Raw genomic sequence first — 14,910 nt, forward strand, 5'->3', positions numbered from 1 at the left:
CTTGTTTCTTTTGACTATTATCAAATCTAATTCATATGGATAAGTCTTGCCTATACACTTTTGGACACAGTTTGAGGTTTATTAAAGAGACGTAGATTGAGGTACTATCAACAAAGAATGCGTATAAAAAGACGCATCTTTATTTATAAAAACGACATATATCAGGGTAAATAAATGAAATTAACGCTTATCGCAGTCAGTATCAGCGCAATACTTATGGGGTGTAGCAACGCGAACCATTCTGCTAACCAAACCCCAGCGACAATGAAGACTTCTATTACGAGTAACCAATTACAAGAAATGAACTTATCTTATCCAAAAACGCAAAAAGGTGACGTAATCGACACCTACTTCGGCAAGCAAGTAGCCGACCCTTACCGCTGGTTAGAAGACGATATGAGCAGCGAAACTGAGCAATGGGTAAAAGCTGAAAACGCCGTGACCCAAGCCTATTTAGCGCAAGTCCCTTCGCGCGACAAATTAAAAGAGCGCTTGAAAGTGTTGCTTGACTACGAAAAAGTTGGCGCCCCTTTCAAAGAAGGAAAATACACCTATTTCTTTAAGAACGACGGCCTGCAAAACCAAGCGGTGCTGTATCGCCAATTGGACGATGGCGAAGCTCAGGTATTTTTAGATCCCAATTCATTTAGTGATGATGGCACGACCTCATTGGCCAGCATCGATTTTTCAAAAGACGGCAGTTTAGTTACCTATTTGATTTCAGAAGGCGGCAGCGATTGGCGTAAAGCGATCACCATTGATGTAGAAACCATGCAGCCTGTTAGCGAAACCTTAAAAGACATTAAATTCAGTGGCATATCTTGGTTAGGTAATGAAGGTTTTTATTATTCAAGCTACGACAAACCAGAGGGCAGTGAACTGTCTGCGAAAACGGACCAGCACAAGCTGTATTTTCATCGTTTGAACGATAAACAAACCCAAGACACCCTTGTTTTTGGCGGTACTGACGAGCAAAAAAATCGCTATGTATCAGGCCAGGTGACCGAAGATAACCGCTATTTATTAATCAGTGCTGCCGTTTCCACCTCAGGTAACAAACTGTATTTAAAGGATTTAAGCAAACCAGATAGTCCTTTGGTGACCATCTTAGAAAACACAGATTCAGACACGAGCCTGCTTGATAACCAAGGCAGCACCTTGTTGTTTGTGACCAATTTAGATGCGCCCAATAAGCGTGTGGTCTCTGTTGATGCGAGTCAGCCTCAACCCGAGAACTGGCAAGATTTTATTGCCCAAACCGACAACGTATTAGACGTATCTACCGGCGGCGGATACATTTTTGCCAGCTACATGGTGGACGCTATTTCAAATGTGAAGCAGCTTGATATGAGCGGTAAGTTGGTGCGAGAAATCGCATTACCAGGGGTCGGCACTGCCAGTGGATTTGATGGCAAAAAAGACCAACAAACCCTTTACTACAGCTTCACCAACTACAAAACGCCGAGCACGATCTTTAGCCTCAATGTAGAAAGCGGCGAATCATCGGTGTATTTAAAATCGAAAGCGAATTTTGACAGCGACGCTTACGAATCTAAACAGGTCTTTTACACGTCTAAAGACGGCACCAAAGTCCCCATGATCATTACCCATAAAAAAGGCCTAAAACTGGATGGCACCAACCCAACTATGCTCTATGGCTACGGCGGTTTTAACATCAGCTTGCAGCCCGCTTTCAGTAGTGTCAATGCTGCATGGCTTGAGCAAGGAGGAGTGTATGCGGTACCTAATTTGCGCGGCGGTGGTGAATACGGTAAAGCCTGGCATGACGCTGGCACGAAATTGCAAAAGCAAAATGTGTTTGATGACTTCATCGCGGCAGCCGAGTATTTAATTGAGCAAGACTACACTAGCCCTGAATACTTAGCGATCCGCGGCGGTTCAAATGGTGGTTTATTGGTAGGTGCCACTATGCTTCAACGCCCAGACTTATTTAAAGTTGCCCTGCCCGCTGTAGGTGTGCTGGACATGCTGCGTTATCATACCTTTACTGCAGGCGCTGGCTGGGCTTACGATTACGGCACCTCACAAGACAGCCAAGAAATGTTTGATTACTTGATGACCTACTCACCGGTGCAAAACGTGCGAGAAGGCGTTAACTACCCTGCCACACTGATTACAACAGGCGATCATGATGATCGCGTCGTGCCCGCTCATTCGTTTAAGTTTGCCGCCCAGTTGCAAGCCAAAAATACCGGCCCTAACCCGATGTTGATCCGTATCGAAACCAATGCTGGTCACGGTGCAGGTACGCCTATCAGCAAAACCATAGAGCAGTACGCCGACATCTTTGGGTTTACCCTCTACAACATGGGTATTAAGGTGCAATAAGGCGCAATAAAAACGCAAATATTAAGTAACAGTCACAAAGCCAAAACATGCTACTGAGCTGTTTTGGCTTTTTCTATTATGACTTACTGCTTCACTAGCGACGCCTGTTGGACAGTTGCTTGCCCATCAAATTCAATCACGCAGGCATAGCCTGAAAAGGGATACTCACTGGTGGCAACAATATGCGTAGCCCCTTCAATATGCATATCAGCTTCAATATGAGTAACGCGGTACTGCAGAAATTGGCCCGTATCCAATTGGCTTATCACACTGCTTACGCTCTCCCCTTGAGAAAAAGTGTCACACAAATAAACCAGCTCTTTTCTTGCCTCTAGCCACAAAAAACCAGCCACGAATATGCTCCCTGCTATCACAGTAAGCATGGCGACACGCAAGAACATACGCTTTACACAAGTCATTGTTATTCCCTTTCTACCCTTTACAGCCTTTCTACTCTTTCTACCCTTTCAATAAATAATCCCTGAGTGGCTAATTATTGAGCGGCGTTCGTATTAGGACCATTACCCTAGCGCAATAAATAACTGCAGCATAAGCATATAATTAACAACACGCTTTAGGCTAAAATAGCGAAAATTGTCCGTTCATGCTCATTATCATCCATCCATGGAGCCCTACATGACTCAAGCCGCTTACGAACAAGCCGTCAATCTAATCGATAGCGCTAACAGTGAAGATCCTAATATAGAGCAAGCCGAAGGCAAAGAGTGGCCAAAAGAGCTGCTGTATAGTTTACGCATGTCAAACATGTTAGAGCGCTATCGAAGCGATGCGGATCACGTGGTTAAATTGGCCATTCGCGGGCAACACATACAGCGTTGGCAGTCTCCGCGCAGTGCTTACCCTATGGATCGTCAGGGTTATCATCAATGGCGTAGCGACTTATATACCTTTCACGCAGATAAAGTCGCTGAGGTAATGCAGCAAGCGGGTTTTAATGAAGCGGACGTGGCAAGAGCAAAAAAAGCGGTCGCCAAAGTGGGTATAAAATCAAACCCAGATACACAACTATTAGAAGACGTGGTGGGTCTGGTCTTCATTGAGCACTATATGTTGGCGTTTGCCGCCAAGCACCCTGATTACACAGAGCAAAAGTGGATAGATATCATCCGTAAGACGTGGATGAAAATGTCAGATGATGCACACGCGTTTGTGTTGGCAGGTAAAGTGGCTTTGCCAGAATCTTTGACGCCGATCATCTTAAAAGCGGTGCAAGCTTAATAACGTGATAACAGACACTCCCGCACCTGCTTAAACCCAGCTCAGCAGGTGCAATAAAAACAACCCAAGGGTGGTGGTAAACATCGAGAATAAGGTACTGCCGGCGATAATCGCTGCAGTAAGATGATGATCTCCACCAATCGCACGTACCATAGGATAAGCAGCCGCTGCGGTGGGTGTGGCCATCATGATATATAACACCCCTAACGCTTCATTTTTAAGCCCGCAATAATAACCAATGACAGTAGTGACCAGCGGGATAAACACAATCTTGCTGGCTATCGCAATATACAACAACTTAGACGCTTTAAATTCTTGTAAACGAATAGATGCTCCTACGCATAACAATGCTAACGGTAATGTCATTTGCGCCAGATAGCTGCCTGACTCATACAGAAGATCAGGTAAAGGAATAGGTACAAGTGCGACCAATATGGCTAACGCAATAGCAATCGCCAACGGGTTTTTAATCACACTCAGGGTGACCAATTTCAACGAAGCGGTTGCTGCTTGATGGTAATAAAGAGTTAAGATGGAATACACGTTATACAGGATGACAATGGCCGCTAGATACATAGATGCTAACGCCTGTGCGGTCTCGCCAAATGCGCTAACGGATAACGCCAAACCGATAATCGCCATATTGCCCCTGCACGCTCCTTGAGCAAACGCGCCACGTGCATCTTGGCGCTCTATCTTCAATGCGAGTAAATTGAAAAGCAAAAACGTGATTGTGGTGGCAATGGCGGCAAACACCAGTAAGTAAGTGGGTGTAGTAACGCTTAAGTCGGTTTTAGCAATATTAACAAATAGCAAACACGGCAAAGTCACGTTAAATACCAACCGCGAGCCAATTATGGCAAATTCTTCGTTTATCCAGCGAATACGCTTAAATATGATCCCCAGTACAATTAGCAGACTGATGGGCAAGGTCACTTCAACGGCAAACAGTAGTGATTGGATTGGCATGTAAGGTAGCGTCCCTTGGGCAGCGGATAGGAAATCAGGTAAGTTATTGCCGACAAGCTTAAAGGCAATTTAGCGAGCTGACAATAAACCATCTAAAACAGTAAATTAGGGTCCAAATGTGACATCAGTCACACTTGTTACAATTGGTCGCAATTTAGTGAGTGCATTTGCGATAAAGCTCAGCATTACTGGGCTTGAAAGGATTGTTAACACTGGGCTGTGCTTGATAAAGTGACAGAGTCATATATGCCTGTTTTTTTAATTTCTATTTTCAGTTTTTTGCCCATTTTAGGCTTGGCATATTTTTAATATTATGGAGTTTCAATGCGTATTTCATTTATCGCCGCCGCTGTAGGTGCCACCTTAGTACTCGGTGCATGTTCAACCAACGTGGTTAATCATCAACAAACCAACAAAGAGCAAGCTAAAGCCATGGCTGCATCCAGCAACAATGTATTGTTTAGAAAAAGCCCGCTGACATATCAAGCCCCCCAATTCGATAAGCTCACCATGGCAGATTATGAGCCTGCTTTTAAAGCCGGCATAGAGCAGCATAATATCGAAATCGCTGGTATTACTGATAATCCAGCCTCGCCCACATTTGATAATACTATTGTGGCCATGGAAAAATCAGGCGCCTTACTAACCCGCGTCAGTAAAGTCTTTTACAACCTATCAAGCGTGATCTCCAACGATGATTATCAGCGCATCGAAGCACAGATGGGCCCTAAACTCACCGCGCACGATGACAACATTTACCTTGATGCGAAACTATTTGCTCGTATTCAAAGCATTTATGCTGACAAAGCCTCACTGAATGCCATCGATCAGCGCTTAGTTGAGCACTACTACCAGAAATTTGTGCGCGCAGGGGCAAAACTCAGCGACGCCGACAAAGCAACCGTGCGCGAGATCAATGGTCAACTTTCAAGTTTGGCCACAGAGTTTTCGCAAAATTTACTCAAATCGTTCAAGCAGGACACCATTCTTGTTACCGATAAAAGCGAACTGAGTGGTTTATCGGACGCTGAAATAGCGACCCTTGCTAGTGCGGCTAAAGAAGCGGGCAAAGAAGGTTACTTAATAACGCTTGTGAACACGACGCGCCAACCTATTCTTGGCAGTTTAGCGAACCGCGATCTGCGTAAAAAGATTTGGCAAGCGTCTGCTCATCGCGCCATGGCCAGCAATGGCCCGGTGCTTATCAAACTAGCCGAGCTTCGGGCACAAAAAGCACAGCTGCTAGGTTACCCCACCTGGGCGGCATATGTGACCGCAGACCAAATGGCCAAAACCCCGGCGGCGGTTTACGAAATACTCGACGATTTGGCTCCTAAGGCCGTCGCCAAAGCGCAAATTGAAGCACAAGCTGTGCAACAACAGATCGAAGCTGATGGCAAAGACTTTGCTGTACAACCATGGGATTGGGCATTTTATAGCGAGAAAGTGCGTAAAGCGAAATACGATCTTGATGAAAGCGCAATTAAGCCTTATTTCGAACTTGAGCGCGTACTGCATGATGGCCTTTTCTTTGCGATGCAAAAACTTTATGGCATCACCTTTAAAGCCCGTAAGGATTTACCAGTATACCAAGATGATGTACAAGCCTTTGAAGTGTATAACGAAGACGGTAGTAGCATTGGCCTGTTCTACTTTGACCCTTATGCCCGTGAAGGCAAAGGCGGCGGCGCATGGATGGACGAATTTGTTACCCAAAGCGACCTACTCGGCCAAAAGCCGGTCGTTTACAATGTACTTAACATCCCTAAACCCGCAGCGGGTCAGCCGACACTATTAACCTTCGATGAAGTGACCACCTTGTTTCACGAGTTTGGCCATGCTGCTCACGGGCTATTTTCCCAGGTGAAATACCCAAGCTTAGCGGGTACCTCAACAGCACGTGACTTTGTGGAGTTCCCGTCTCAATTCAATGAAGATTGGGACATCGACCCAGAGGTAATTGCTCATTATGCGAAGCATTATCAAACGGGCGAAGCGATCCCAAAAGACTTATTAGACAAGCTACTTTCAGCTCATCACTTTAACCAAGGGTTTGATACCACTGAGTATTTAGCATCCGCTTTGCTAGATATGGAATGGCATTCAATTCCGGCCGGTACCAAAATCACAGACGTAGCTGATTTTGAACAAAAAGCGTTGGCTAAACACGGCATCGATTATGCGCCAGTGCCACCGCGCTATAAATCTGCCTATTTTAGCCATGCCTTCGCCGGTGGTTATTCTGCGGGATATTACGCTTATTTATGGACTGAAGTATTCGCAGCTGATGCCTTTGCCTATATGGCAGAGCATGGCGGTTTAAACCGTGATAATGGCGATAAATTCCGTAGCCGCGTGCTATCGATGGGTAACAGCCAAGATTTGATGCAAGACTATCTCGATTTTCGCGGCAGTAAACCCAGCACAGATGCGTTGTTAAAACGTCGCGGCTTAGGCGAGTAGTCTTGCTGCTTGAACCTGCACGCTAGCATTGTGTGTCACGCTGACGTGACATAACAGAAAGGCGAACAATGAAAAAAATAAAAGCCCCGTGATGAAGCATCAATCACGGGGCTTTTTATTGCAGTTCTGAAGTGCGATGCCTGTTTACGCGCCCCACCCTACACCTGATTTGCTGGGGATTAGTTAGCTCTTGTGCATGATATTTAATGCAGCGGCTGTCAGCGCTTCCGTGGCGGTGGTTATTACCGCATCCGCCTCTGGCGCCCAGTATGGGCTGTGTAATGATGGCAAAGACGTGCCATTTTCTTTGGCTTTGTCCCAGTCACCTTGCTCTACCCCACCCACCCAGAAAATAAGGCTTTGAATGTTCTTATCGGCACGATAAAAACGACTAAAGTCTTCACCGCCCATGACCGCTGGGGTTTGAACAACGCGTTTTTCGCCGAAACGTTGAGTAAATACGTCAGCCATTTTGTGGGTAAACTCAGGCGTGTTGTAAGTTGCTGGCGTGTATTCGTCTTTAATATTCACCTCTGGCATTAGTGCTTCAGGCATTCCCGCGGCAATGGCTTCGCCCTTAGCGATACGCGCGATGCCATCCAGTAAAGCCTGACGGGTTTCATCAGAGTAACTGCGTACCGTTAGCAGCAAAGTCGCCTTGTCAGATATTATGTTGTGCTTCGCACCAGCATGAAAGCTACCAACTGTGACCACGGCTGAGTCTTGTGGGTCGAGCTCTCGACTCACCAGCGTTTGCAAGGAACTCACAATACGACTGGCCAACACAATAGGGTCTTTGGTGGTATGGGGATAAGCGCCGTGACCACCCGCCCCTTTGACAATCACATCGACACTGTCAACGTTGGCCAAGGCAAATTCTGGGGTATAACCTATGGTGCCAGCGGGTAAACCCGCAGCATCATGAAATGCGAGTGCATAATCGGGTTTCGGGAATCGCTCGTATAGCCCATCGGCCAGCATGTCACGTGCCCCCTTCCCGCGCTCTTCTGCCGGTTGCAAAATCATCACTAACGTACCAGACCATTTATCTTTCATCGATGTCAACGCTTGCGCCGTGCCGACCCAACTGGTCATGTGGGTATCATGTCCGCAGGCGTGCATAACGCCAGATTCGATGCCATCTTCTGTGGTAGCGCGCACCTTTGAAGCAAAGGGCAATCCTGTTTGCTCTACCACCGGCAGACCATCCATATCAGCGCGGATCATTACCACAGGCCCAGGGCCATTTTTCAGTACCGCGACCACGCCAGTCCCCCCTACCTTTTCGGTGACGTCAAAGCCTAAAGCTTTGGCGCGTTTGGCCAATTTTGCTGCGGTGTTCACCTCAAAGCCACTTAATTCAGGATGCGCATGCAGGTCTTTATATAACGCCATTAGTTTAGGCATATCACTACTGACTTTATCACTCACGCTATCAGCATAGGCACTTTGGCTTAAACTCAGGCTGAAACAAAATGGAATAGCTGCAATGGCTAGATTAAGGCGGCGTAATTTCATGGTAATTCCCTTGAATGTGGTGGTGTTTAGCCTTAGCTAAAATCGAGTAATGATATAAAAATAATCATGATGTTTAACACGTTAGCATGAATCCGCCTCACTGAACCAGTCATAGGACAATCGATGACCAAGCAAAAACTGCACATTAGCTCGCCCACCAGAAATATCCTTAGCAATTTGTTATAAAAGCGAGATCTAGCCGCCACGATTGTTTAGGATAGCCAACATTACCGTCGTTACTCTTTTCACGAGATCTTATACTTGCGTTTACGTCATATAGAAATATTTCATGCTATTTATACCACGGGCTCAATTACCAACGCGGCTAAAATTTTGCACGTATCGCAACCTGCCGTGAGCAAAGTGCTGCTTCATGCAGAGCAGCAGTTAGGGTTTGCGTTATTTACCCGCAACAAGGGCCGCTTGATCCCAACCCCTGAAGCAAACATGTTGTTTCATGAAGTGGACAAAATACATCAGCAAATGCGTACTATCGATAACACTGCGCACAACATAAAACATGCTCACTCGGGCAACATTAATATTGGTATTACCCCGGCGTTGGGGTTTGACGTATTGCCAAGAGCCATCGCTCGCTATCATCAGCAGCACCCAAATGTGAGCTTCAGCATTAATACCGTACACAACGACGCGGTCTTACAAAGCCTTATTGAACATAAATCTGATGTGGCCGTTTTGTTTCATCCGAGCCCTAAATTAGGCGTAGATAGCATTGAATGTGGGCAGTCTGAGTTGGTAGTTGTTTACCCTAAAGCGTTATTCCCTGATGCACCTTCGCTGCTTAGCATCGAAGCCTTGGCGAATGTTAGCTTTATTGGTATTAGTGATTCAGGCCCATTGGGGGATATGCTCTACAGTCGTTTACAAAGCGAAAACATGCAGCCTCATAGTCCTATACAGGTACAAACCTATTTTATTGCAGCAAGATTAGTGGCACAGGGTTTAGGGGTATGCGTAGTAGACAAACACACGGCGCTAGGAAATTTAAATGATAACATCGCCATGGCATCGTTCACCCCGCCCCTTAGCTTTTCTATTAATGCCCTGCATTTACAAAACAGGCCACTGTCTAAAGTAGTCCAGGGGTTTTTGCCGTATCTACAAGCAGAAATAACCTAAAAGCGCAGCAGAAGGTTGTACAGATCCGGGGCCAACCTTAAGCGCTAGCCTAAGCCATGTCTTAAGCTACAACCCAAGCCATAACCTGAAGTTATACCCCTGCTATACCTAGTCACTTTATTTTCCCGAACACCACGCTAGGATGCACTTATCAATCAGTAAATTGGCACTTCTAAAGGATATATTCATGGTGATTCAAGCCCCCTATTTGTTGTTTATCGGCGATGCTACCGATGCTCTGTCGATCAAAATGGCCCAAAGTGTCGCTCACTGGCGCCCTGACTTATGCGTCGGTGAATTCAGTGTCGAAGGCTGCACCGTAAGCACAGGATTAAACAAACTAAGCATTGAAGAAGCCGCCAAAAACGGCGCTAAAAGCTTGGTGCTTGGCTTTGCAAACAGTGGCGGTATTTTAGATAAAAAATGGTTACCGTTAATTGAATTAGCCATTAAAAAAGGCATGCATATCGTTAGTGGACTACATCAAAAACTGACCAGCTACCCTGAGCTAGTTCACTGCGCACAGCAGTATGATGTTGAGTTGCTTGATATTCGCCATCCCACCACGGCTTTTAGCACAGGCACAGGCCGCAAACGGGCCGGCAAGCGCTTATTGACCGTCGGCACAGATTGTTCGGTAGGTAAAATGTATACCTCGTTGAGCCTTGAACACGCTATGGTTAAACAAAACATAGCGGTTGATTTTCGCGCCACCGGCCAGTGCGGTATTTTAGTGGCAGGTGCGGGTGTGGCAATTGATTGTGTGGTGGCTGATTTTATTTCGGGTGCGGCTGAGTCATTATCCCCCGACGCCAGTGACGACCACTGGGATGTGATTGAAGGACAAGGCTCATTGTCACACCCTGCTTTTGCAGGCGTAAGTTTAGGCTTATTGCATGGCTCACAGCCTGATGCATTGGTTATTTGCCACGCGCTTAATCGCACGCATATGCGCGGCTTACCTAATACCGCCTTCCCAAGTATTGAGGCCACCATTGCCCTTAACTTACAAGCAGCCCGTTTAACCAACCCTGATGTAGTTGTAGCTGGTATTAGTGTGAATACGTCTGCTGTTAGCGTGGAAGAAGGCCGTGCTATTTGTCAGCAGCTAAGCGAGCAGTTTTCGCTGCCCTGTGTTGACCCGCTTCGCGATGGGACCGATGCCATCGTCGCCGCATTGCCAATCTAAGCTAAAGGCTTCACATAAACTCAAGACATAATCCGTAAGCTAAGGGTATCGCCTTTGGTTAAACGCAAAAATACAGGAGAAAACAGCATGGGTTTTCAAGTTGAGGCTTACCAACAAGCGCTGCCTCTTAAAAGTGTATTTCGTATTGCACGAGGTGCTAAAACACAAGCCGATGTAGTGGTGGTCACCTTAACCGATGGCGTACACACAGGCTGGGCTGAATCAGTGCCTTATGCCCGCTACCAAGAGTCAGTACAAAGTGTACTGGAGCAAATTGACCAAACCGCTAAGAGCTTGGCTACATTCGAGGGCGATATAAGCGGAGTTCGCGCGCGCATTAATGCAATGCCCTCAGGTGCTGCGCGCAATGTTATGGACTGCGCCCTGTGGGATTTAGTGGCGAAGTCACAACAAAAATCTGTGGCACAACTATTGTCTGTATCAACCCCAGCGCCCTGCGTGACGGCGCAAACGCTAAGCATAGACACGCCCGAAGCCATGGCCGCAGCGGCGAAAGCTCTGGGCCATCCTCCACTGATCAAAGTGAAATTGGATAACCAAGACATCGTCGAGAAGATGCAAGCCATTCATTTAGCTTCTCCCGACAGCCAGTTTATTGTGGATGCCAATGAAGGTTGGTCTATCGACGATTTAAAAGCCTGCGGTGATAACTTAAAAGCACTGAATGTAATCTTAATTGAACAACCGTTACCGGTAGGCGACGACGCAGATTTAATAGCTTACAGCTGCCCCGTGCCACTGTGCGCCGATGAAAGTTGCCATACCCGTGAAGAATTGGCTTACCTAAAAGGCCGCTATGATGCAGTCAATATTAAGTTGGATAAAACAGGTGGCTTAACGGAGGCCTATGCTCTCGCCCAAGAAGCCCAAGCAATGGGCTTTGAAATAATGATCGGGTGCATGGTGGGTAGCTCTCTAGCCATGGCGCCGATTTCTTTGTTAAGTGACTGGGCTAAGTACGTGGATTTAGACGGCCCACTGTTAATTAAAACCGACAGAGAAAATGGCTTTGCGATTAAAGACGGCGTGATGCAACCTTTAAACCCCGCCTTATGGGGTTCCCCACAAAGCCAAGTGATTTTAGAAGGATAGAGTGGTTTCACTAAAAAGCCGGCCCCGTTAATCGGTTCCGGCTTTTTCATAACGTATGAGGTTTATATCACTGGTGTCATCAAAAGCGCTCTATCGCCCAGTTTAGCGCCACTAATGCAATACCAATAGAAGCACCAGGCATAACCCAGCGACGGTACAGCGCCGTTTTTGCAAGTAAAATCAGTAGCGGTAAAGTAATTAACACTATCGCCAGCTGGCCGATTTCTACCCCTAAATTAAACGCTAAGATAGAGAGTAACTTCTGATCCCCCGGCAAACCGAGCTCCCCCAAAACGCCCGCAAATCCCATTCCGTGTAGCAAACCGAAAGCAAAAGTGAGCCACCCCAAACGTAAGATTATGGGCTTCACATTATTCAAGGCTGCAAATAACACCGAAATCGCAATGCCAAATTCCACCCAGCGACTGCTCGGTATTATCCAGCCTAATGCTGTGGCAGTCAGGGTGATTGAATGCGCTAACGTAAACGCACTGATGATCCACACTGTGGTGCTCAGTACGTTCTTTAACTGTGGATTTCGTTGCCATTGCCCTTCTTGACGCAGCAAAACACAAGGCAAAAGCAGCGCCAATAAAAACAGGATATGATCGGTACCAATCCAGATATGGATGATGCCCTGATATACAAACTCTTTGAATGTAACCCAGCGACTGCCATCCGTTAGATCTATGTCAATTTGGCGTTGAGCATTATTCAGCACAAAGCTCTGTGTATTGGCGTCATCACTGATATTAACGACAACTTCGTGACTGTCGTCTTTAACGAATATCGCACTGTAATCTATGGTGAATATACCTGCTAGCGGACACTGAGCAGTAAAGTCAGTTACCGCAAACACGGAGTCGGCGTGATCTTCTAAGCGCTCTATACCTGCAAATTGAGTGGTGCAGGCCAGCCCACCCCGTTTAAGCCATAAATGGTCGGCTAAATAAGTGGCGATATCGGCGCGACGCTTAATGACCTCTCCCCATGTCAATTGACCGTTTTGGTCCGCATCTAGTCCTAAAACCAATTCTAAATCCGTCAAGCCCAGTTGCCATTCACCTTGAATACGACCTGTTTGATCTACGTTGGCAATGATATACGCCGTGCTTAATTGGTGACCAATACTAGGCAAACTGATCACTAAGCCCAACACCATCAATAGGCTTCTAATCATATTATTATTTTTCACCAATGCTACATTCCTGCTGACTGATTTGTTCTTTTCTCTGGGGCATATTGTACGTCCATCGCTCGCTCGAGCAAGCGCTTATCGTCATCTAACCTAGCCTGTTGCCAGTTGATTTTGGCCCAAAAAAGCGCTTTTTTACGATCTGGTGCTATGTCCAAAAAATAACGCGCAATATCAGCGGCATGGGCCGTATCTTTACGTTGCATACGAATATTAATTCGCTGAGTCAAACGTGGCGTCCAGCGGGTGTGCTGATCGCTGATTTGGTTTTCAGATAAGGCTAAACGTATTAACAAAGCATCATCAAAACTGTCAGCTTGCTCAACGATTGGCCCAAGTATTCGCAGTACACGCTCAGGCTTATTCAGAGCCAGTTGAATATCTGCCCACAAAGCCAAATAGCTCACAGGCACTTGAGTTAATTCAAATGTAGCTAAGTGGGTAAGAGCTTGATTATACATACCTTGTTTTGCCGCCAGTTCTGCTAATATTTGTTGAACCCAGCGCTGTTGCTCAACGTTAGTATATTGGTGCAATGAAGAGCGCTCAACTAGGCTCAGTAGCTGTGCATAGCTATCAGCAACACTGTCATTGTTGCCACTTTGGGCATTGACTTCTAATGCGCAAGCACCACCGATCCACAATTCAGCCTTGCCAAGTAGTTGTAAGCATGTTTGTTTCGCTGCAACTAATCTTCCCTGTACCAGCAAAATATTGGCTTTTAGGAGTAAAGCGGAAGGATGGTTTTCTTGGCGACGTAAAATGCCCGTTAATATTGATAGAGCCGTATCAAAGCGGTGGTAATGTTGGGCGATTTTCGCCTGATAAAATGACAGTTCAATATCATTTGGGGTATCTCGCAGCAGCGTTTCCGTTAACGCACTAGCTTGACCATAGTATCGACTGGCTAGTCCTGGTAAGTTGGCTTTGCTGAGTAACAGTGCGACCCGCTCTTTAGGGGAGTCACTCTTATCCACTACTGTCCATTTGGCTACCACGATATTTTCTGAGGCGGGCACGTAACTCTTTGCATTTGCAGTGCTGACCACTATGCTAACTAACGCTAAAAGCCCCCAAATGAGCGCCTTATTGTGTAAAGCAAACACTTGCTTTTTCACGGGTAAATCTCCTTAAAGGGGCGCCTTCCATGGCGCTATCAAACTTTTCATTAATATGTTTACTGCAGTCCTTTTAGTCCTGCAACAAATCATCATAAGCGTCAGGATCTTCCACATCCTGAGTGAACGAGCGACCATTGGTCGACAAAGGCTCATCCTGAGGGTCTTGGGCAAAGGCCGCTCGACTGTAGCTGCTAAAAGATACGGTTAGCGCTTCAATCGTAATGTTCACTGAACCACTAACCGGCTCATTTATACCGTCAGTAACGGTGAAAGTGAAACTGTCGCTGCCCGTCACTTCAGGATTAGGCTGATAGGTGAAATCACCATTGTCACCGACCATTACGGTGCCTGTCTTAGGCTCATCTACCAAACTAAAGGTTAAGCTGTCGCCGTCCTCGTCAGTTGCAGTGAGCATATCCACTATGGCGGTTTCGGTTTGAGTAGTTAGGTCAACCGAGACTGCACTCGGGGCAACATTTTCATCGTTGTCATCGCTGCCAAAATCACATCCGGCTAAGACAATGGTCATCGCCAAACCTAAACTCATTACCCGTAATTGGCTTGTTCCCTTTTGATGGGGCAGCCTCTTCATTTTTTTATTTCTCATATTCTTC

The 14,910-nt window shown here is 46.4% G+C and carries 12 protein-coding genes; 6 read left to right on the plus strand and 6 right to left on the minus strand.

Annotated features, from left to right (window positions below; genetic code table 11):
• Nucleotides 1-174: 174 nt before the first annotated feature.
• Complete coding sequence (locus AC0VYA_RS14055) at nucleotides 175-2,349, plus strand: prolyl oligopeptidase family serine peptidase (RefSeq protein WP_475488696.1); 2,175 nt, start codon at nucleotides 175-177, stop codon at nucleotides 2,347-2,349.
• Nucleotides 2,350-2,432: 83 nt separating this feature from the next.
• Here the strand turns inward: AC0VYA_RS14055 and AC0VYA_RS14060 are convergent, their stop codons facing one another.
• Nucleotides 2,433-2,768 (minus strand): hypothetical protein, encoded by a 336-nt coding sequence (locus AC0VYA_RS14060; protein WP_011575552.1) that lies wholly within the window; start codon nucleotides 2,766-2,768, stop codon nucleotides 2,433-2,435.
• Between the two features lie 217 nt (nucleotides 2,769-2,985).
• Here AC0VYA_RS14060 and AC0VYA_RS14065 point away from each other — a divergent pair, with 217 nt between their 5' ends.
• On the plus strand, nucleotides 2,986-3,588 hold the full coding sequence (locus AC0VYA_RS14065) for a DUF4202 domain-containing protein (protein WP_475488697.1): 603 nt from the start codon (nucleotides 2,986-2,988) through the stop codon (nucleotides 3,586-3,588).
• 30 nt (nucleotides 3,589-3,618) lie between these two features.
• On the opposite strand, the gene AC0VYA_RS14070 is transcribed toward AC0VYA_RS14065, so the two are convergent.
• Nucleotides 3,619-4,557 (minus strand): AEC family transporter, encoded by a 939-nt coding sequence (locus AC0VYA_RS14070; RefSeq protein WP_475488698.1) that lies wholly within the window; start codon nucleotides 4,555-4,557, stop codon nucleotides 3,619-3,621.
• A gap of 324 nt (nucleotides 4,558-4,881) precedes the next feature.
• Here AC0VYA_RS14070 and AC0VYA_RS14075 point away from each other — a divergent pair, with 324 nt between their 5' ends.
• A complete protein-coding gene (locus AC0VYA_RS14075) occupies nucleotides 4,882-7,020 on the plus strand; it encodes a M3 family metallopeptidase (RefSeq protein ID WP_475488699.1) in 2,139 nt (712 codons plus the stop codon).
• 183 nt (nucleotides 7,021-7,203) lie between these two features.
• On the opposite strand, the gene AC0VYA_RS14080 is transcribed toward AC0VYA_RS14075, so the two are convergent.
• Nucleotides 7,204-8,538 (minus strand): amidohydrolase, encoded by a 1,335-nt coding sequence (locus AC0VYA_RS14080; RefSeq protein WP_475488700.1) that lies wholly within the window; start codon nucleotides 8,536-8,538, stop codon nucleotides 7,204-7,206.
• Between the two features lie 261 nt (nucleotides 8,539-8,799).
• Between AC0VYA_RS14080 and AC0VYA_RS14085 the strand changes: the two genes are divergently transcribed.
• The 3 genes from AC0VYA_RS14085 (at nucleotide 8,800) to dgcA (ending at nucleotide 11,980) form a co-directional block, all read left to right on the plus strand.
• Nucleotides 8,800-9,678, plus strand: coding sequence for a LysR substrate-binding domain-containing protein (locus AC0VYA_RS14085; RefSeq protein ID WP_473474831.1), 879 nt, complete (start codon nucleotides 8,800-8,802; stop codon nucleotides 9,676-9,678).
• Nucleotides 9,679-9,865: 187 nt separating this feature from the next.
• Nucleotides 9,866-10,867, plus strand: a complete 1,002-nt coding sequence (gene dgcN, locus AC0VYA_RS14090) for an N-acetyltransferase DgcN (RefSeq protein ID WP_011575558.1) — start codon at nucleotides 9,866-9,868, stop codon at nucleotides 10,865-10,867.
• 87 nt (nucleotides 10,868-10,954) lie between these two features.
• Nucleotides 10,955-11,980, plus strand: a complete 1,026-nt coding sequence (gene dgcA, locus AC0VYA_RS14095; RefSeq protein WP_475488701.1) for an N-acetyl-D-Glu racemase DgcA — start codon at nucleotides 10,955-10,957, stop codon at nucleotides 11,978-11,980.
• 79 nt (nucleotides 11,981-12,059) lie between these two features.
• Here the strand turns inward: dgcA and AC0VYA_RS14100 are convergent, their stop codons facing one another.
• From AC0VYA_RS14100 to AC0VYA_RS14110, 3 genes are all read right to left on the minus strand, one after another.
• Nucleotides 12,060-13,175 carry a HupE/UreJ family protein gene (locus AC0VYA_RS14100; RefSeq protein WP_475488702.1) on the minus strand — a complete coding sequence of 372 codons (1,116 nt, stop codon included), beginning with the start codon at nucleotides 13,173-13,175 and terminating at the stop codon, nucleotides 12,060-12,062.
• 5 nt (nucleotides 13,176-13,180) lie between these two features.
• Nucleotides 13,181-14,293, minus strand: coding sequence for a tetratricopeptide repeat protein (locus AC0VYA_RS14105; protein ID WP_475488703.1), 1,113 nt, complete (start codon nucleotides 14,291-14,293; stop codon nucleotides 13,181-13,183).
• Nucleotides 14,294-14,366: 73 nt separating this feature from the next.
• Nucleotides 14,367-14,903: an Ig-like domain-containing protein gene (locus AC0VYA_RS14110; RefSeq protein WP_006992049.1), complete on the minus strand. Its 537-nt coding sequence runs from the start codon at nucleotides 14,901-14,903 to the stop codon at nucleotides 14,367-14,369.
• Nucleotides 14,904-14,910: the final 7 nt, after the last annotated feature.

Source organism: Paraglaciecola sp. QJM3NY_14 (genome assembly GCF_056173245.1).

Excerpts from the sequence above, each read along its gene's own strand:
- AC0VYA_RS14055 (WP_475488696.1), top strand. The coding sequence starts at position 175 with ATGAAATTAACGCTTATCGCAGTCAGTATCAGCGCAATACTTATGGGG.
- AC0VYA_RS14060 (WP_011575552.1), bottom strand. The coding sequence starts at position 2,768 with ATGACTTGTGTAAAGCGTATGTTCTTGCGTGTCGCCATGCTTACTGTG.
- AC0VYA_RS14065 (WP_475488697.1), top strand. The coding sequence starts at position 2,986 with ATGACTCAAGCCGCTTACGAACAAGCCGTCAATCTAATCGATAGCGCT.
- AC0VYA_RS14070 (WP_475488698.1), bottom strand. The coding sequence starts at position 4,557 with ATGCCAATCCAATCACTACTGTTTGCCGTTGAAGTGACCTTGCCCATC.
- AC0VYA_RS14075 (WP_475488699.1), top strand. The coding sequence starts at position 4,882 with ATGCGTATTTCATTTATCGCCGCCGCTGTAGGTGCCACCTTAGTACTC.
- AC0VYA_RS14080 (WP_475488700.1), bottom strand. The coding sequence starts at position 8,538 with ATGAAATTACGCCGCCTTAATCTAGCCATTGCAGCTATTCCATTTTGT.
- dgcN (WP_011575558.1), top strand. The coding sequence starts at position 9,866 with ATGGTGATTCAAGCCCCCTATTTGTTGTTTATCGGCGATGCTACCGAT.
- dgcA (WP_475488701.1), top strand. The coding sequence starts at position 10,955 with ATGGGTTTTCAAGTTGAGGCTTACCAACAAGCGCTGCCTCTTAAAAGT.
- AC0VYA_RS14110 (WP_006992049.1), bottom strand. The coding sequence starts at position 14,903 with ATGAGAAATAAAAAAATGAAGAGGCTGCCCCATCAAAAGGGAACAAGC.